Below are 19,149 nucleotides of genomic sequence, written 5' to 3' on the forward strand. Positions count from 1 at the left end.
TTCCTCACAGCCCCAATTTATTTCTTAATTCTTGTTCCCATGAAATTACGTTTGTATTTATATATTTCTCATGATCATTTGAACAATACTCTTCAAACGATATACCACAAATGTTACAGCAATTTATTGGTTTCTGTACTAATATTTCATCAAAAAGTAAAAGATATTTTTCGCGATAACAAGTTGTTGAAGATAGAAAATCAATCATCGCTTTGAGTTTTAAATATTTTACTTTTTTTCTCTCGGAAATTAATTCTTTAATCGATTCTAATAAGCCATAATTTATTTTTTCTAAATACAAGTGTTCATTTTCAATTATATTAAATTTGACCATTTCAGAATGAAGCGTCGTCCATTGTATTTCACTAAATTGAAAAACTGATTTCCAATTAGACACAAGGGTTTCAGTCAATTTTATCGGATTTTCTTCTAATCTTTTTAAATAAGCTAGAAAAGACTCAACTTGATTTACAGAAAGGATTTCGTCATCAATTAACCTTAATGGTAACTCATGATCTTCTTCACACATGATTAGTATTGCTATACTGGGCTCACCATCTCGGCCGGCACGTCCAATTTCTTGAAGATAATTCTCAATGTTTGACGGATACTGATAATGAATCACGAACCTTACATTCGGTTTATTAATTCCCATACCAAAAGCACTTGTACAAACGATGATATCTATTTGATTTTGAATAAATTGTTGTTGAATTAAAATTCTTTGCTCATGCTCCATTCCACCATGATAATAAGCAACTTTGCAATTTAACTTTTCTCTTATGGTATGTGAAATTTTCTCACAAGTAGCTCTTGTACCACAATAGACAATGCCTGGACCTGTTAATTTTGAAAGATGGTCAGTTAATGACTTGAGCTTTTCTACTTCTGAATCTACTTTTTCAACTTGAATTGATATATTCTCTCTATTAACTGAATTGATATATTTTTGAACATGTTTTAACTGTAAAGTTTCAATTATTTCTTCCCGCACATTTTTGCTAGCTGTAGCGGTTAAAGCTAAAACCGTCGGATTATTTAATTTCTGCTTAATTTCTCCTAAAGTTTTATATTCTGGCCTAAAATCATGCCCCCACTGTGATATACAATGTGCTTCATCAACAACAAATAACGAGACCTTAGAAGCAGAAAGTTTTTGAATTAAAAATTGATTTTGTAACATTTCAGGCGAAACAAATATAAACTTATAGCTGCTAATATTTTTAAACAAATATTTTTTTTGCTCAAAACTTCTAAAGCTATTTAGTGCAATGACTCGTTTATCTCCAAATGCTTTAATTTGTTCTACCTGGTCCTCCATAAGTGAAAGTAATGGTGAAACGATTACTACAAGGCCAGGCAATAGTAGCCCTGTTAATTGATATAACAATGACTTCCCCCCACCAGTAGGAAGCATCGCTAAAACATCTTTCGAGTTTAACAAGTCATTAATAATTTCTTTTTGGTTATTTCGAAAACTTGAATAACCGAACTTTTCGTATAGAACTTTATTTAGGTCCATGTAAATCACCCATTCTTGCAAGAGTAATACGAATTTGAAAATATGTTACCTCATTTAATAAAGCTTCTTTAATAATTTTTAATTTCCTTGTATTTAGCTCAATAATTTTATTTTTTATTAATGTAAATTGTTTTGTCGTAATAAATTGATTAATTGGAAATAATTTATCACCTAATACACACTCAACAATATGATCCTCTATTGTACTAATCTTTAAATTACGAATCGCAGCTATTTCTTGAATTGTTCTACCCTCAGCAAATAATTTCTTCGTTTCAATCGAAGTATTCGTAATATTAGTACTTTTATCTCCATTAACAAATTTACTTAAAAAAGGATAATTATTTTTAGGCTCAACTAAAATGGTGATCATATGATGCAAAGTATTAATCGATTTGAGATAAATTTTCTCAACACTCACTTTGTGTTCAGATGCAATCTGTTCTAAAGTCATGCCATAAGCATTTGCTCCAGACAATCGTTTCACAAATAGTAATGCGTCTTCATCACTTACATTTTCTAAAATTGTATGTAATTCATTATAAAATTGATTAACTAATTCGTTTTTATTCCCTGTAAAATTAAGAATTTCATTTTTTACCCATTCTTGTATATCTTGGTCTTGAATTACTGCCCTAAAATATTTTAAATTCATATTCAGATTTGAAACTGTTTGAAAGAACAATGAAAATCTTTTCCAAAATATCTTTTGAATACTAGAAAACCTTAGACCATTTATATATTTAAACTCCATAAACTGTAATTTTTGATTTTCTAGATAAGCTTGACCATTTTTATTTAACAAATAGATATTTTTATTTTCCGTTTGACTTATATACCCTTTAACCTCTAACCCATTTATAATTTCTTGCATATTCTGATGAGTGAGGAAATGAAAAAGCCCGAAAAATGATGTGACATGATAAAAATGAGAATCTTGAATAATTTGAGCACTTTGTTTACCTTTTAATAAATACATTATACCTTGGATCGTTCGTTCAGCATTATATCGATGAAGTAAAAAAAGGAAGATTTCTTCCAATATTGATAGATTAGACATCATAAACCTCTCAAATAAAATTATTCCATTAATATATTTGAATATTTTTTCGAATAATAATTAGTAGTACAAAAATATTTGTGCATTTTTTCTAAATAGTTTTTATTTCTTCTAGCTTATCATATGTATCAATAACCAAACCATTTTAAGCATATAAAAATCATTATTTATTTTATTTGAGATTTCATCATTTCTCGTTTTTTTCAAAACCTTGTACAATTATATTGAAAAGTTTTGGAAACCGTTTTAAAATGTTTACAGGTACATTACAAAAATAGTATCTGTAACATAAACAGGGAATAATTTGGGAGGTCAATACAATGGCAAAATATACAATCGTTGATAAAGACACTTGTATCGCATGTGGCGCTTGTGGCGCAGCTGCACCTGATATCTATGACTATGATGATGAAGGGATCGCATACGTTACTCTAGATGATAACCAAGGAATCGTTGAAATTCCAGACGTTTTAGTTGATGACATGATGGATGCATTCGAAGGATGCCCAACAGACTCAATCAAAGTTGCTGACGAATCATTTGATGGCGACGCTTTAAAATTCGAATAGTAAAAACTGCGACGAAATTATTTCGTCGCTTTTTTTATTTTTTTTAATAAAAAAACACAAGCTAGCCGAATTGCTAATTCTACTGTTCCGTCCTTCCTGTAATTTCTAAATCACTCATTGCCGGACCTATACAATTAATAATCAAAACCCCTTTCTTAATTATTTCCTTATTTTACATATTTAGAATAATCTAATAATTCGTTATAATAAACAAAACATCAAGAGAGGATGAACAGCATGGAACAGATGACAATTACTGAGAAAAAAACATTTTTAAACAAGTTCTTAGAGAAAAATCAGGTAAAAAAAGACATCGAATTGATTCTACAATATCTCCTTGCTGTTGATGAAGTACTAACAAACATCTCGTTTGTAGATGATGCAAAGAGTACACCAAATGGCATTGTAATTAATTTTCGAAATGATAACTACTCTAACTACTCGTACCTTCAGGTTTCGTATTACGAATTTAATAAGAAGGTCGAAATGTCACCGGAATCGATTTACCATAAACTTCGATTACACGGAAAGGAAATAGCGTTTTATCTTGAGTTGTTATTTGATGCGATGCCGATCGAGTACGCTTTGATTTTAGATTCAAATCCGTTTTCGACGACTTCTATTGAACCAAACGAAGAAGTGCAAGCAGAAATTGATGCGTTTCTTTCATCGCTTATCACTCAAACTTCACACGCACTTCTTCTTCGTCAAATTGACAAAGCACTATATGAGAAGAATGAACAACAATTTCTTTTGTTATCTTCTCAGCTGATAAACTAACAAATAAACCATCTATCATTCGATAGATGGTTCTCTTTTTTACGGTGCAGTTTTTTCACCTTTCAAAAAAACAAAAAAGTGTCTACCAAAATTTAGTAGACACTTTCATTTATTTATACGTTATGGACATTCATTCTTTGAGTTAACCAAACCTTTAATTTAGGGTAGATTACTAAGAATAGGATCATGATTAATAGACCTTTAATTGCATTAAATGGCATAATTGATGCAACAATTACTTCATTTGGCAGGTTAAAATTCATGAAATGTGCATATGCAGGTAATAACACAAAATAATTTAAAAGACTTAATATTCCAGTCATCACTACTGTACCAACGATTAATCCAAGAGTTAAACCTTTTACTGAACGATATTTTCTAAAGAAATACGACGCAGGTAAAATATATAATACTCCTGCACTGAAATTAGCAAATTCTCCAATTGGTACGCCAGTCATGCTACCATTAATAACATAATGAAGGATGTTTTTTATTAACTCTATTCCTACTCCTGCTACAGGACCAAAAACAATTGCTCCTATTAACGCAGGAACGTCACTAAAATCAACTGTAAGCCATACTGGAAATGCAGGTAGTGGAAAGTACAGCATCATCAGTACATAAGAAATACTGCTAAGCATAGCTACTACTACCATTTTATTTACTTTGTTGCGTTGTTGCATAATACCTCTCTCCTTTTTCCCGATCATATCAAGAAAAATGAAAGGTTCGCTTAAGTAGCGTTATTATTTGCACATATTATCATAAGTCCGAATTAATAAATGAAAAATAGTATAAAATTATGCAAATAAAATAAAATCCCCTATTTTTTGAAATAGGGGAGAATTTTCAGCACGCCAAATAAGCGTTCAAAAAGTGAAATTTTTTGAACTTGCGAACCTCCATCTTCTCCCATCCAGACTATACTGTCGGCTCTAGAATCGCACTAGATCCTGCCCAAAAAATCAGGCTCGCGGGCTTATAAGCAATGCTTAATTACCGCCGGTGGGGAATTTCGCCCCGCCCCGAAGATAGATCGTTTATTAATTTACAGTTTAATGTTACTAAATTAAATACAGTTTGTAAATAAAAATCTCCCACTAATCATTTAGAGCATTATTTAGGTTTTCTTGACAAAAACTTACTAACGAATCATCCTTTTGATCGTTCGCATATAACAACAGCACAACTGTTGTAAAAACGGCTTTAAATTGTGCTAATTTCTTTGACGCTTCCGATACATTACCATAAATCTCAAAAAATGCACCTCTCATATCGTTCGGAATTAGACTATAAATTATAGACAAATCTAATTCACGATTGCCGATATGAGCATCACCCCAATCAATAATTCCTTCAAGTTGGTTTTGTTCATTCACAATCATATTCTTAAAATGTAAATCACCATGAACAAGAACTAATGGTGTCTCACTTTTAATTTCAACTAAGCTTTCAATATAATGATTAATTTTCTGTTCATCTTCAATGAGTTTCTTCTGTATTGCCTGTTGTATATATTTTTTAGCCTGAGGTTTACGGAAGTTTATATCTAATCTTTTTAACTCATCAAATGGTAATTTAATCCCCTTTAATTCATCGAATTTTATTGAATGCAAATTTTTCAAGAAATTAGCGATTGGTTCAATCATTAAAATTCTCTCAGTTCTATTTAAATAAATTGGAGGCTTTCCCGCAATAAAATTATATCCTAAAAATGGCCAAGGAAATAATTCAGATGGCTTTCCATCAAGTATTGGTACCGTTGTCTTTAATTCAAAATGACTGTAAATAATTGGGAGTAAATTTCTTTCAACGTTTAAAATGGCTACAGCTATTTCTCTTCGCGGAAATCTTAGTAAAATGTCATCATTTAAACAAAAGACAGTATTGTCAAATCCTTCACCAATTTTTTTAATTACGTTTATATTTATTTCGGGGAATTGTATCTTCATTATTTCTTTTACTAATCCCTCTTCCATTACAATCGCTGGATCCCATATATTAGACATTTCTTTCTCCTTAAAATCAAAAAATAGAACTTCACATATAAATGTACTTTACCAAATTTAGAAGTAAATTACATTTAATATGGAAGTTCTTAAAACAGTCGGTCTTTTCGACACAAATTATTAAACTAATAGTCCAAATATACGGCTAAGGATTTGAAACAATTTTTAATTCATGAAAATTTTTATCTAATATTATATCCTTTAATTTCTCTCGATTCCCTCCGATAAATAAAAGACCAATCGTTAAAACAAAAACAACAATCAACAAACATCTCCTAAGAAAATCAAGCATTATTTTCCTCCTACCTAAAGAATTGTGGAAAGTGTTTAATCAGCCCAAAAACTCGTAGACTGACAACTGGTAATTCATTAAAAAAAATAGACGAGACGCATAAATCATTGCAAATCCTTGACTCTTTTTTATGTATATTACTTAAGAAGTATTGAGCAAATGGATCGTGTAAACGCCAAGAAGTAGTTTTACTAAAACATACGCTCAATCATTCTATGATAGAAAAAAATTATTTATACAAAAAAAATAGCGATTGATTAGAAAAATTTAACTATTCAACCGCTACTTTTCTTATTTATTTTTTATCAGTTCGAAATACGATTGATCCTCGTTCGTATTCAACATCCTTAATATTTAAACGTGTGTTGATTACCCTTGCAAGTGCAAAGAAATAATCAGATAATCGATTCAAATATAAAAATACTGGAAGATGAATGTTTTCTTGCTTCATTAATGTTACAACCGTTCTTTCTGCACGTCTCGTTACCGCTCTTGCTTGATGAATGATTGCAGCAGGTTTTGACCCACCAGGTAGAATAAAACGCTGTAATGGGGGAGTTGCTTCCATATATTCATCGATTAATGTTTCAAGCTCTTCAACCATTTTCTCTGTCGTTTTAAAAGGGATGCTATCCTTTACTACTGCCAAATCTCCACCACAGTCAAATAGTTCATGTTGGATCTTTTGAAGTGCATTGTAAATATCTCTCGTATCCTCTTGATCTAAATATGTCATTGCGTACCCAACGATTGTATTTACTTCGTCAATTGTTCCGTAAGATTCTACCCTTAAATCATCTTTATCTACTCGTTTACCTACTAAGCTAGTTTGACCTTTATCCCCGGTTTTTGTATAAATTTTCATGAAAAACCTCTCCTTTTTTCAATTTTAATTTACAATACATTACTTTTATAAATAATGACTTTCTTATTTGTTTCGGGATTATCTAAAATTTGAAAAGATGTGTCATATAAACCTTTTAATAAATTTTCATTTAAAACTGAGTCTGTTTTTCCTTCGATATAAATTTTTCCGTCCTTTAATCCTACTAATCGATCACAGTAAAGACTTGCTAAATTTAGGTCATGAAAAACAGTTACAATTGTTTTATTCTCTTGTTTTTGTAATTCCTTTAAAACGTCTAAAATTTTAATTGTGTGCATTAAATCTAAATGGTTACTTGGTTCGTCTAAAAAAATATATGGTGTTTCCTGAGCGAAGCATTGAGCAAGAAAGACTCTTTGACGCTCACCACCACTAATTTCATTGATGAAACTTTTTTCCATCTTCTTAGTACCAGTCATCATCATTGCATTATTGACCGCAGTTTCATCGATTGTGGACCAGCTAGGAAAAAAGGAAGACGAATGAGCAAGACGTCCAAGTTTAACTGTTTCTTTTACCTCATAAGAATATGTATAGGAATTTTGTTGTGATAAAACAGCAATCTTTTTTGCTATTTGTTTATTTGACATACTAGAAACTAATTCTCCATCCAACATTACATTTCCTTTAGACGGCTTAAAAAGTCCACAAAGAATATTTAAAAACGTTGACTTGCCACTCCCATTTGGACCGATAATTCCTAGCCATTCTCCTTGATTAATAGAATAAGACAGTTCATCCAAATCAGTATGAATTCCATCATAAGAATATGAGATATCTTGACATTTGATCATACTTTTCCCCTATTTCTTTTCAAAGATAGTAATATAAAAGCAAATATTGGAGCACCAATTAGTGAAGTAATTACCCCTATTGGTAACTCTCTTGGGGCTAAAACAACTCTCGATAATATGTCAGACCCGATTAAAAAAATTGCTCCATTGATCATCGATAAAGGAAGTAATTTTTTATGTAATGGCCCTACAAGTATTCTAGTATAATGCGGAACAACTAATCCTACAAATCCAATTGTTCCAGAAACGGCTACTGCTGCACCAGATAAAATACTTCCTGTTAACAAAATTAAATAAGTAGATTTTTTCACATCAATTCCGATATGTTTTGCATTTGTGCTCCCAAATGTCATCGCATCTAACTGCCTATTTTGACTAAATAATATTAAGAAAGAAATGATTAAAAACGGTAATAAACTTAGAGAGTACTGAATGCCTCTCCCACCAATATTACCCATTAACCATCCAATTACTGCACGTAATTCATTATTTGAAAAAGTTATAAATAATGACAACAATGCAGAACAAAATGAACTTATGATAATTCCACCTAAAATAATTGTCTCTACATTAAGTGATCGATCCAGTTTTCTAACAAAGAGTAATAATAAAATAAGTGTACCAAATCCAAATAAGATACTAACTACTGGTAATGTAAAATAAGTAACAAAAGGTAAGCTTATTTGAAAAAACAATACAAACACTGCACCTACAGAGGCGCCTGAAGAAACACCTAATGTAAAAGGATCAGCTAAAGGATTTTTAAGTATTCCTTGAAACGCAACACCTGCCAATGAAAGGCACGCACCGACTAATCCAGCTAACATAACCCTTGGCACTCGTATATTCATGACAATTGTTTGAATATCAGCTGGAACATAATCAGTTTTAAATATAGCATCTGAAAAGCTAGAAATAATAGAAGAAAAGGGAATCGATGTAGACCCAATCGAAACCCCTAAAATAAATAAAAAAATTAATAAGATAATTGGAATTAAAAAGATTAAATATGTATTATTTATAAAGCTCTGGGTAAACCGCCTTTGCAATTGCTTCGACTCCCTCTGCAAGTCTTGGACCAGGTCTAGATGTTGTATCTGAATTAACATCATATACACGGTGATTTTTAATTGCGTTTACTGTTTGCCAGTTTTTCCTAGCCATTACAGTTTTTTCTAAATTTGGAACATAATATCCATAAGTTGTTAAAATCACATCAGGATTCGCTTTAATTGCTGATTCCTCACTATACTTTACCCAACCTTTTTCACTTTCAGCTACGTTTTTAGCATGAACAATCGAAAGCATTTCATCTAAGAAAGTACCTTTACCTGCTGTATAGATTTCTGGCGGACCAGAAATTTCAAGCCATACCTTTGGATTCGTAGTTGCTTTAGCTGTTTTTTTGCTAATTTCATCTAATTTTGTTTTCATACCAGTTACAACTTTTTTCGATTGCTCGGTTTTTCCAGTTATTTCTCCAACTTGTTGAATTGTATCATACACATCATTAATAGTTGCAGCATTTTTTACGACAAAAACATTAATCCCAGCTTGTTTTATCTGTTCTAAACCGTCAGCAGAAATTCCTAAACTTGATTCATGAGCTAAAACTAAATCAGGTTTCAATGAAATAATTTTTTCAACATTATATGTCATATCGGCATTATTTCCGCCAACTTTATCAATTGATTTTACTTCTTTTGGATAATTGTCAAAATCTGTTACCCCTACTACATCCTTGCCATCACCAATAGAAAATAAGATTTCAGTATTACTTGGAATAAGTGATACGATTCTTTTAGGTGCCTCTTTAAAGCTAATTTCTTTGTTCGTTGCATCTTTAACAGTCATTGGAAAAGTTGCTTGTTCTGTTTTACTTACATTCGATTTTTTTTGTGTCGTATCATTATTACAACCAAATAATCCTAAACACAATAACATAATGATAAAACTTGATAAAAACTTTTTCATTTAAATCCTCCTAAATAATTGAAATACATAAAAAAAACCCCATTCATTTTGAACGGGGCTGAAACAACATAAAAATACAAGAAGTCTTGCAACTGCTGCTTCAAATCCTTACTCCCCGAAGAATTGAACAAGGATGAATTTAGCAGGTCTACTGACTTTGTTTCAACCTACTCCGACCTTCCCATTCTTTCGAACAGTGGCTATTCGTTTCGTCCACATTACAGTTGCGGGGACAGTTCTGGATTATACCAGATTCCCTTTTAAGCAATACTTGCACTAAACTCATCAATATTTCATTAATTCAATCGTAAGATAAATTGGGTAAGAATTCAATTATTTTATTTATATGTTTATGATTTTACTAACATTTTATTTGTTTTTTGTGTGTTTTGTAGAAATTTCTTCTCTAAACATATGGGAAATATGTTTTATATGAAACAAGATTACTCTACATCTTTTTCGTTCATTCGTAAATTATGCGGTATTTTAACTTTAAATGTCGTTCCCTGTCCTACTTCACTATAAACCTGGATGGATCCACCATGTGCTGTAACAATATTTTTAACGATTGATAAACCTAAACCTGTTCCACTTCTACCTCTTGTACGAGCTTTATCTGCCTTATAAAAACGTTCAAATACAAATGGTAAGTCTTCTTTTGAAATCCCTGCACCTGAATCAATAAAATTAAATGTAGTTGATCTTTCATTTTGATTTACTGAAACAATTATTCTTCCATTTTCATTCGTATGTCTTATTGCATTATCAATTAAATTTGTAAAAACCTGTTCCATTCGATCCTCATCTATGTAGATATTCAAATGCGAAACATTGTCGATTTCACCAAATAGCTTAATATTTTTATCCTTTGCTAGACCTTTAAACTTACGTAAAATTCGATCCACAAATTGTACTAGAGGAACGAACTCTCTATTTAATTCGGTAAAACCGTTCTCCATTCTTGCTAAATCTAACAGATCATTTACTAAACGCCCCATTCTAAGAGACTCATCATAAATGATTTGTGACAATTCCTGCATTTCTTCTTTGGATTCTGCTACCCCATCAACAATCGCTTCGCTATAACCTTGTAATAAAGAAATAGGCGTACGTAGTTCATGAGAAACATGCGCTATAAAATCTTTTCGCATCTTTTCTAAACGTCTTTGTTCTGTAACATCTCGAATCACCGCTACAACGCCTCTTATATTTGTTTGATTATAAAGGGGCGACATTAAAACTTGCCAATTGCCTTGATCAAAATGTAATTCGATAAATTGCTTTTTCTCACTTTCGACTACTAATACAAATAAATCTAATAACTCATTTGTTAAAACAAGAGAAGAGGGATCTTCTAACTGATCATCATTAAGCATTTTCAAAAAGCGTTCAGCTGGTGGATTTGATGTCACGATTTGACCTTCTTTATCAATCGAAATTACCCCATCTACCATACTTGTAATAATATTAGAAACCTTCTCTTTCTCTTGTTTTAATGCATTCATATTAAAATTTAATTGTTTACTCATCTTGTTAAATGAATACGCAAGCTCTCCAATTTCATCACTTGAATGGATCGGTACTTTCACATTAAAATTTCCTGAAGTCATACTACTTACAACTTCTTTCATTTTTCTAAGAGGAGCTGTAATTTTAGAAGAAAGAAAGAATGAGAAAAATGTTGTTAATACGATTCCGATTGATGCCGCAAGCAAGACAAAATTAGTCGTTTGATGAATCATCACTTTTACAGGTTGTAATGTTTGGTATATAAATACAGCTCCATTATTTGAGTTTGTATGTAATGGAACACCCACTACTAATTTTTCTCTCTCACTATTTTCACCATAAACAAGTCTTTTACTGACCTCTTTATTATCAGTTAACGTTTTATTTAAGATTTCATCATTTTTTATTTCTTTAAAAGGTAGATCCTGTATTCCATAAGTATTATTTGAATACCATGGCTCCCTACCGTCAATAGAAATGATTACTCTTGAATATCGACTAACAATATTATTTGATAAATACTCAATATTTGAGAGTGGTTGACCATTATCTATTAATTGTGCAATTTTCGTTGCATCATCTTTCATATTTTGTACTTGAAGGTCAATGTAAAATTTTTCAAAAAATCCTATTAAGACAAAGGTCAAAAATGATAATACAAGAGAGACTAGTAAGATAATTGTCAGCCAAAGCTTTCCAACTAAACTTCTTACGATCATTACTCCTGACCTACTTCAAATTTATAACCTACACCCCAAACGGTTACAATCATTTTCGCAGCATCCTCAGAGCTTTTACTTAGTTTTTCACGCAGTCGTTTTACATGTGTGTCTACGGTACGTAAATCTCCGAAAAAATCATATTGCCAAACTGATTTTAATAATGTTTCACGATCAAATACTTTGTCAGGTGCCTTAGCTAAAAACAACAGTAATTCGTATTCTTTTGGTGTTAAACTGATCTCTTCCCCTTCAACAATTACCTTATGAGCATCATTATCAATCGTTAGATGCGGAAACACAACGATATCCTTCGCTGAAGAATTATCTGAAGTAAATACTGGTACAGGTGAAGAACGTCTTAATAGAGCTTTAACACGTAGTACTACTTCACGCGGACTAAATGGCTTAACGATATAATCATCGGTACCTACTTCAAAACCTTGAACTCGGTTTGTTTCTTCACCTTTTGCCGTTAACATGATCACAGGCGTTGTTTTTGTTTTTCGTAATTCCCTACAAACTTCAATTCCATCAATTTTAGGCATCATCAAATCTAGTACGATTAAGGAATATTCATTCTTCAATGCTAAATTTAAAGCATCCTCACCATTTTCAGCTTCGTCAATACTATATCCATCACGTTCCAAATACATTTTTAATAATCGTCTAATACGATCTTCATCATCTGCTATTAATATTTTTATATTTTGATCCATAATTTCGACCCCCTCTACATAATTTTACATAATAAAAATTGGATATTCTAGTATAATTTGTGAACATTTTTACATAATTCTTAGAATTTATTATTTCCATAAAATAGTGAAAAAAAACTTGGCAGCAAGAGTGCGATTTCTAGGAAACCAAAATTAAGTAAATGTGGACCGAAATAAAAATTAGAAAAAAAAGCCTTGTAAAGGAAGGTTTATTCCTTTACAAGGCTGATTATTAATTACGCATATGAGTGTAAACCAGCAATGATTAAGTTTACTGCAATTAAGTTAAACATAATAATTGCAAATCCCAGTACGGCTAACCAAGCAGATTTTTCACCTTGCCAATTTCGTTTGAAACGAAGATGTAAAAACACTGCATAGAATAACCATGTTATTAATGCCCAATCTTCCTTTGGATCCCAGCTCCAGAACTTTGTCCAAGCAATTTGAGCCCAAATCATAGCAAAGATTAATCCACCAAGTGTAAATACTGGAAAACCAATTGCTACAGCACGGTATCCGATTTCGTCTAATAATTCACTATCGACTTTTTGTACAAATGGTTGTAAAAATGCACCAATTCGTTTTCTGATAATTAAACGAATGATTGCATATAATGCTGCGCCAGCAAAAACTGACCAAATTACAGTGTTCAATTTTTTAGCATTAACCATCGCTGGCACTTCTGCAAGGGCTTCAAATTTATCTTTTGTTGTCAATTCACCTTTATGTGGACCAACAATTGATGGAAGATTATAGACCATTTCTTCTTGTAATTTATCTTTATTAATCCAATTATATTTTGCTTCGTATCCAGATGCATTAAATGCTGTAGAAATAATAACGAAACCAACAACAGTTACTAAGAAATATAAAACTGCTTCAAGCCAAAATGTTTTCTTTGTTGATACTTTTTGATCGATATTTTTAATTAAATAAATTAGTCCTGTAATAAAGCTAATCGCTAAAATAGCTTCCCCTAAAGCTGCTGTTGTTACATGGATATGTAACCAATAGCTTTTTAAAGATGGAACTAATGGTTTGATTTCATGTGGAAATACTGATGCATAAGCAATGATGATTATTGATAAAGGTAATGCGAATAATCCGATTATATTTAAGCGATACATAAAATAAATCATGATAAACGCAAAAATTAACATCATTCCAAAGAATGTAATAAATTCAAATAAATTACTTACAGGTGCATGTCCAGCAGCAATCCATCTTAAAATAAAATAAGTAATTTGCGATAAGAATCCAATTAATGTAATCGAAATACCAATAGTACCCCATCTATTAGGACCATTATCATTTGTTTTCATCGAGCCGCCAAAAAAGAAAGTAGCTACTATATAACAAATAAACGCGATAAATAAAAAATTACTACTTAGCTCGTACATATTTTCCCCCTAGTTAAACACTATTCTTTAGCTTGTTGATCTATCGGCAATTCAATTTTTGTGTCTACAAACACTTTCTTTAATTCCATCTTTAAACCATAATAGTTTTTATTTGTAAATGCCGCAACCCAAACTTCCCCATCTTGATTCTGTATCCAAACGCGTCGGTGATACCAATACATACCTTGAATTACACCGATCATAAAGATTGCTCCTCCAAGTGCTAGTAACCAAAGAGTTAAATCTTTACGTACTGTTAAACCTGTTGAATCTTTTGTTTCAATCCCTGCAAATGACATTTTATATTTGTTTTCACCATTTGGTTCAATATTTTGTTTAATTGCAACAAATGCTACTTCGCCTTTTGGTGTTTTTGGTGTAGTCATTTTAAATACAAACGCTGGATTGTTTGGTTTTCTTGTTTTTGTATCAGGCTGACCATCAGAGTTAAAATAGAAATCTGGAAAATAATTTTTAAGTTCTACTTTATATCCATTTTTTAAGTCATATACTTCTTTAGGATTTTGTAAATCTACTGTGATTGGCCCTAATTTTTCACCTGTTTGTTTATTTTGTAATGTAAATAAGAATGCACTAAATTCACCAATTCGATAATCTACTTGATATAGAGCGAAGTTTTGGAACTTTAAAGGTTCATTAACTTTAATACTATAATCTTTTACTTTTTTAAGTTTTGGATCTTCTCCTGGAATTAAATTTCCTTCGCGTTTATACAACGTCACATCGGCTTGATAGTTTTTAGGTATTTTATCATTTCCAAAGCGCTCAATCGCTTTTTTATAAACTTTACCCTCTTTATCTTTATCATATGTTTCCATATGGAAATCATTTAATTTAATATAATAGTTTTGGTTTGTACCAACGACAGGTTTTAATTCGCCTTCTTGAACCCAAAGAGCTTTATCCATATACATTCCAGGTACATATCTCATCATTACCCCAATAAGGAAGATAATTAACCCTATATGGTTTACATATGGACCCCAACGAGAGAAACGACCTTTTTCTGCTAAGATATTGCCGTTTTCTTCACGAATCTTATAACCTCTTTTACGCAAATTAACTTTAGCTTTTTCTATTTCGTCTGGAATATGATCAACTCTACTAATTCCGAACATTTTTTGTCTTTTTAAAAAGTTTGGATGTCTAGTAACAGTTTGTTTGTTTAGAGCTTTATAGAGTGGTAAAATTCGATCTAAACTACAAATTACTAGTGAGATCCCAATCGATGCAACAAGTAACATGAACCACCAAGAGTTAAACGTATTATCCAAACCGATTGCATCGTATATTTTACCAAAGATTCCATATTCATCTTGATAATACGTTGCAGGATTCGCAGTAGGTGGTAATAAATCTCTTTGTGGAAAAATAGTACCTAATGCTGCTGCTACTAGCGTAATTAGAATGATTACAACTGCTACCTTTACAGATGAAAAAAACGTCCATATTTTATCTATATAAGTTTGATTATTAACGATTGATCTTCTAGCAGTCCCTTCATATCGCATATCAAGTATTTCTGTTGCTTTTTCATCTTGAGGTTTACCGCATGACTCACATATTTCAGTACCTACATGATTAAGATGACCACATTCACATTTAAAAGTCTCCATTTTATTTCCCCTTACTAATGTACACTCATCATTTTGGTAATATTTCTTTAATATAACTTTCAAAAGAATCTGGTGTCATTTGACCAGTTACGATTCTCTTTATTGTTCCATCCGGACTTACAAAAAACGTAGTTGGTAAAGGGTTAACACCATACGTATTTAAAACCTCTTGATCTTTATCTATTCCGACTGGAAATTTAAGTTTATAATCGCTTACAAATCTTTGTACTGAAAATTTCGATTCATCTGCATTCATTGCAAGTAACTCGATTCCTTTTCCCTTATATTTCGAATAGATTTCATTCATAAATGGCATTTCTCGCTTACATGGTTCACACCAAGTACCCCAAAAGTTAACAATCACGCCTTTTCCTTTTTCACCTGAAAGAGTATACTTTTTACCAGTATTTAGCTCCGTCATAGCAAAGTTTGGCGCTTTACTTCCTTTAGTAATAACTTCATCTTTCTTAAAGAAATTTATGTAAAAAGTATAACCAATTGCACAAACCAAAACTAATAGGATAATTGTTCGAATTAACGTTCTATTTTTCTTCATATATGCAGTTCCTCCCATATGATAGAATATCATTATTTCCTATTCTTGAATAGAAATTTGATACGTTTCAAAAAAGACTAAATTTTCAATCTTTTATCCCAAAATATTAAATGTTTAAAGCAAAGAAAAAACTCGGTATTTACCGAGTCGTAGTGAAAAAATAAGATATCAGACTGAATTAAAACATATTTTCTAAAAATGTTAACCGGATTATAAATAAGTACTGAATTTAGGTTAAGTAACTAAGTAAAAAAGCAGTGATCATCAGTCTGATTTATCATTAGCGTGGCTTTGCTGTAGCCATTGCTCTTAGTTTTTTCACTTCATGAGGTGATAGTTCTCTTGCATCACCAGGAGTTAATCCACTCAAATCTAAAAACGCATATCGTTCACGTTTTAACTTCACAACTGGAGTACCAATCGCCTCAAGCATCCTCTTGACTTGACGGTTTCTACCTTCATGAATAATCAGTCTTACAATTGCAGTATTTTTGCTTTTATCAAGTGAAATCATTTTAACTTGAGCTGGAGCCGTTTTCCCATCCTCAAGCACAATTCCTCTTTCTAATTTACGTAACTGCTCTTTAGTTGGAATCCCTTTTACTTTTGCGATATATTCTTTATCTATTTCATATTTTGGATGTTGAAGTATATTTGAAAATTCGCCATCATTAGTTAATAGAATGATACCCGATGTATCAAAATCCAATCTACCAATTGGATAAATGCGTTGTTTAATCATTGGGAAAAAGTCTGTTACAACTTTTCTACCTTTATCATCTGAAACACTTGAAATTACACCTGATGGTTTATATAAAAGGAAGTATACTGGTTCTTCTTTATCAATCGGAATCTCTTCCACTTCAACACGATCGTTACCACTTACTTTAACACCTAACTCAGTAACAACCTGACCATTTACTTTCACTTTTCCTTCTTTAATTAACTCTTCTGCTTTACGACGAGAAGCAATTCCCGCTCTAGCAATAACTTTCTGTAATCTTTCCATTCGATCATTTCACCTCTTCAACCATCATACAGATTTATACAATTGAAAACAAGTAGCAGCTACAAGGTTTTTTATGAATAAAGTGAGTTAAACACCCAATCTAAACCTTAATTCCATTTTTAAGTCGTGCACGATCGTCATTCTTCCTCTTAATCCATTGTCCCTTTATCCTTCTCTCAATATCATATTTTTAAAAATCTATCATATAATTTACTAGATTTGCAGAAATGAGGTAATAGATATGAATTTAACTTTAAAACACTCCTCAGCATTTGACCGTTCTAAAATTATTACGCCAGGTAGTGTACTTATTACTAAAAAGAATGAAACAATCTATATGCTTGTTTATGAGGAAAATGAAGACGATTTCCCATATGTACTTGTCTCATTAACCGATGCAAGACTAGTCCAAAATTATGATATTATGCCAACCCTTGGAGATATTGAAGATTGGATTGGTGAAGTGACCATGGTAACTCAGAAAAACAAAATATCTATTACAATTCAAGCTAATTACTAGTTTGCTGTTTAATCTATTAGGAACCCGTCAATAATATAATAAGTAAAATGAAAAAGGAGCTTACTATATGAATTATTCTTTTAATCCAGCAGTAAAATATAATTCAGTTGGTTCGTTTAAATTAGGCGATGTATTTTTCACTTCCGATAAACCTTCAAAAGCATACAAATTAATCTATGACTCTACAGAAACTAATTACCCATATATTTTATTATGCTTAGATGATGCCATTTCAATTCAAAGCTTTGATGATATTCCAACAATTGAAGATATTGAAGAAAATATTGGAGAAATTAAATTCACCGTTCCAAAAGAGAAATTACTTCTTGTGATCAATTAAGCTATTTTTTATTTTTGTTGCTTTAAAACGCCATCAAAATTAGGATGACGTTTTTTTCATTCTGTTGAAAACGATTTTGCCAATTAAGGTGGCTGCATGAGCCTTATTTCCACAACGGGATGTCCACTTTCCTTATGGCCGAGATTTATTTGTTCATTTCTCAATCCATTTTACGTTTAGTCCTCGAGATTCTTTTGGGTTTCGCTCAAATTTATGAATGATTCGTGGTCTTATTTGCAGTTTACTTAATTTTATTTAATTGTAGTTTTGCCTTATTTATTTGCACCTCCCCATTTTCTTTTTTCCAACAGTCTAATATAAAAAAACGTCATCCATTAAGATGACGTTTTTTTATATTAAGCAAATACGCTTTCTAACGTTTCGTCAGTTTGCTCGCTCCAATATTTTAACCATTTTTTTGCGCCTTCAAGGTCATGAAGTTTTGCTTGGCCGCATTGAAGCTCATTTGCAGCAGGTACTTCTTCAACTTGCTGTCCAAGTTCAGCTGTTTTACGTAATAATGTGATTACTTCTGAAATTGAAGGTGTACCAGCGATTATTAAATAAAATCCAGTTTGGCAACCCATTGGTGATAAATCAATAATTTTAAAAGGGTCACCAGCAGGTACTGCTTCACGTACGTTCAAAGCTAGTAAATGTTCTAAAGTGTGAATTGTATCTGGTTTCATTGCTTGCTTATTTGGTTGGCAAAAACGAATATCATATTTTGTAACAACTCCGTCTGTACCAACTGCATGAGTCCCACAATGTCTAACGTAAGGAGCAACAACTTTTGTGTGATCTAATTCAAAACTTTCAACTGATGGCATATTTAATTTCCTCCTAAATTA

The 19,149-nt window shown here is 31.6% G+C and carries 20 protein-coding genes and 2 riboswitches; of the genes, 4 read left to right on the plus strand and 16 right to left on the minus strand.

Annotation, left to right across the window (positions count from 1 at the left end; all coding sequences use genetic code 11):
* Positions 1-4 precede the first annotated feature (4 nt).
* Together AB1282_RS21160 and AB1282_RS21165 are read right to left on the minus strand one after the other, a co-directional pair.
* Positions 5-1,522 carry a RecQ family ATP-dependent DNA helicase gene (locus AB1282_RS21160; protein WP_429900314.1) on the minus strand — a complete coding sequence of 506 codons (1,518 nt, stop codon included), beginning with the start codon at positions 1,520-1,522 and terminating at the stop codon, positions 5-7.
* Positions 1,509-2,582 carry a helix-turn-helix domain-containing protein gene (locus AB1282_RS21165; protein WP_390311465.1) on the minus strand — a complete coding sequence of 358 codons (1,074 nt, stop codon included), beginning with the start codon at positions 2,580-2,582 and terminating at the stop codon, positions 1,509-1,511. The genes AB1282_RS21160 and AB1282_RS21165 overlap by 14 nt, the downstream gene beginning before the upstream one ends.
* 320 nt (positions 2,583-2,902) lie before the next feature.
* On the opposite strand from AB1282_RS21165, the gene AB1282_RS21170 reads away from it, so the two are divergent.
* Both AB1282_RS21170 and AB1282_RS21175 read left to right on the plus strand, forming a co-directional pair.
* Complete coding sequence (locus tag AB1282_RS21170; protein WP_056466764.1) at positions 2,903-3,151, plus strand: ferredoxin; 249 nt, start codon at positions 2,903-2,905, stop codon at positions 3,149-3,151.
* Between the two features lie 237 nt (positions 3,152-3,388).
* A complete protein-coding gene (locus AB1282_RS21175) occupies positions 3,389-3,931 on the plus strand; it encodes a YpiB family protein (RefSeq protein ID WP_429900316.1) in 543 nt (180 codons plus the stop codon).
* Positions 3,932-4,044: 113 nt separating this feature from the next.
* On the opposite strand, the gene AB1282_RS21180 is transcribed toward AB1282_RS21175, so the two are convergent.
* The 13 genes from AB1282_RS21180 to rluB all read right to left on the minus strand — a co-directional run bounded on the left by AB1282_RS21180 (position 4,045) and on the right by rluB (position 17,438).
* On the minus strand, positions 4,045-4,614 hold the full coding sequence (locus AB1282_RS21180; protein WP_056466771.1) for an ECF transporter S component: 570 nt from the start codon (positions 4,612-4,614) through the stop codon (positions 4,045-4,047).
* Between the two features lie 217 nt (positions 4,615-4,831).
* Positions 4,832-4,968: riboswitch (FMN riboswitch) on the minus strand.
* 63 nt (positions 4,969-5,031) lie between these two features.
* Positions 5,032-5,940, minus strand: coding sequence for a phosphotransferase (locus AB1282_RS21185; protein ID WP_429900318.1), 909 nt, complete (start codon positions 5,938-5,940; stop codon positions 5,032-5,034).
* A gap of 145 nt (positions 5,941-6,085) precedes the next feature.
* Positions 6,086-6,232 carry a hypothetical protein gene (locus tag AB1282_RS21190; RefSeq protein WP_156339602.1) on the minus strand — a complete coding sequence of 49 codons (147 nt, stop codon included), beginning with the start codon at positions 6,230-6,232 and terminating at the stop codon, positions 6,086-6,088.
* Between the two features lie 295 nt (positions 6,233-6,527).
* On the minus strand, positions 6,528-7,097 hold the full coding sequence (locus AB1282_RS21195; RefSeq protein ID WP_056466779.1) for a cob(I)yrinic acid a,c-diamide adenosyltransferase: 570 nt from the start codon (positions 7,095-7,097) through the stop codon (positions 6,528-6,530).
* 29 nt (positions 7,098-7,126) lie between these two features.
* On the minus strand, positions 7,127-7,912 hold the full coding sequence (locus tag AB1282_RS21200) for an ABC transporter ATP-binding protein (RefSeq protein WP_056466783.1): 786 nt from the start codon (positions 7,910-7,912) through the stop codon (positions 7,127-7,129).
* On the minus strand, positions 7,909-8,961 hold the full coding sequence (locus tag AB1282_RS21205) for a FecCD family ABC transporter permease (protein WP_056466786.1): 1,053 nt from the start codon (positions 8,959-8,961) through the stop codon (positions 7,909-7,911). The genes AB1282_RS21200 and AB1282_RS21205 overlap by 4 nt, the downstream gene beginning before the upstream one ends.
* A complete protein-coding gene (locus tag AB1282_RS21210) occupies positions 8,927-9,886 on the minus strand; it encodes an ABC transporter substrate-binding protein (protein ID WP_056466790.1) in 960 nt (319 codons plus the stop codon). The genes AB1282_RS21205 and AB1282_RS21210 overlap by 35 nt, the downstream gene beginning before the upstream one ends.
* Positions 9,887-10,010: 124 nt before the next feature.
* A riboswitch (cobalamin riboswitch) is annotated at positions 10,011-10,182 on the minus strand.
* Between the two features lie 147 nt (positions 10,183-10,329).
* Complete coding sequence (locus tag AB1282_RS21215; protein WP_056466793.1) at positions 10,330-12,114, minus strand: ATP-binding protein; 1,785 nt, start codon at positions 12,112-12,114, stop codon at positions 10,330-10,332.
* Entirely contained in the window at positions 12,114-12,833 is a 720-nt protein-coding gene (locus AB1282_RS21220) for a response regulator transcription factor (RefSeq protein WP_025672290.1), read from the minus strand. Before AB1282_RS21220 ends, AB1282_RS21215 begins: the two co-directional genes overlap by 1 nt.
* A gap of 236 nt (positions 12,834-13,069) precedes the next feature.
* The gene (gene ccsB, locus AB1282_RS21225; RefSeq protein WP_056466796.1) at positions 13,070-14,236 is read right to left on the minus strand and encodes a c-type cytochrome biogenesis protein CcsB; all 1,167 of its coding nucleotides are present in this window, start codon (positions 14,234-14,236) and stop codon (positions 13,070-13,072) included.
* 20 nt (positions 14,237-14,256) lie between these two features.
* Positions 14,257-15,873: a cytochrome c biogenesis protein ResB gene (resB, locus tag AB1282_RS21230; RefSeq protein WP_056466799.1), complete on the minus strand. Its 1,617-nt coding sequence runs from the start codon at positions 15,871-15,873 to the stop codon at positions 14,257-14,259.
* Positions 15,874-15,901: 28 nt separating this feature from the next.
* On the minus strand, positions 15,902-16,429 hold the full coding sequence (gene resA, locus AB1282_RS21235; RefSeq protein WP_056466802.1) for a thiol-disulfide oxidoreductase ResA: 528 nt from the start codon (positions 16,427-16,429) through the stop codon (positions 15,902-15,904).
* 280 nt (positions 16,430-16,709) lie between these two features.
* Positions 16,710-17,438 (minus strand): 23S rRNA pseudouridine(2605) synthase RluB, encoded by a 729-nt coding sequence (gene rluB, locus AB1282_RS21240; protein ID WP_056466805.1) that lies wholly within the window; start codon positions 17,436-17,438, stop codon positions 16,710-16,712.
* Positions 17,439-17,679: 241 nt separating this feature from the next.
* Between rluB and AB1282_RS21245 the strand changes: the two genes are divergently transcribed.
* Positions 17,680-17,958, plus strand: coding sequence for a hypothetical protein (locus AB1282_RS21245; RefSeq protein WP_056466809.1), 279 nt, complete (start codon positions 17,680-17,682; stop codon positions 17,956-17,958).
* A 67-nt stretch (positions 17,959-18,025) separates the two neighbouring features.
* Positions 18,026-18,298: a hypothetical protein gene (locus AB1282_RS21250; RefSeq protein ID WP_056466812.1), complete on the plus strand. Its 273-nt coding sequence runs from the start codon at positions 18,026-18,028 to the stop codon at positions 18,296-18,298.
* Between the two features lie 356 nt (positions 18,299-18,654).
* Here the strand turns inward: AB1282_RS21250 and AB1282_RS21255 are convergent, their stop codons facing one another.
* Positions 18,655-19,128 (minus strand): S-ribosylhomocysteine lyase, encoded by a 474-nt coding sequence (locus AB1282_RS21255; RefSeq protein WP_056466815.1) that lies wholly within the window; start codon positions 19,126-19,128, stop codon positions 18,655-18,657.
* Positions 19,129-19,149: the final 21 nt, after the last annotated feature.

Origin of the sequence: Gottfriedia sp. S16(2024) (genome assembly GCF_050473765.1) — a bacterium.
Taxonomy (GTDB): domain Bacteria; phylum Bacillota; class Bacilli; order Bacillales; family Bacillaceae_G; genus Gottfriedia.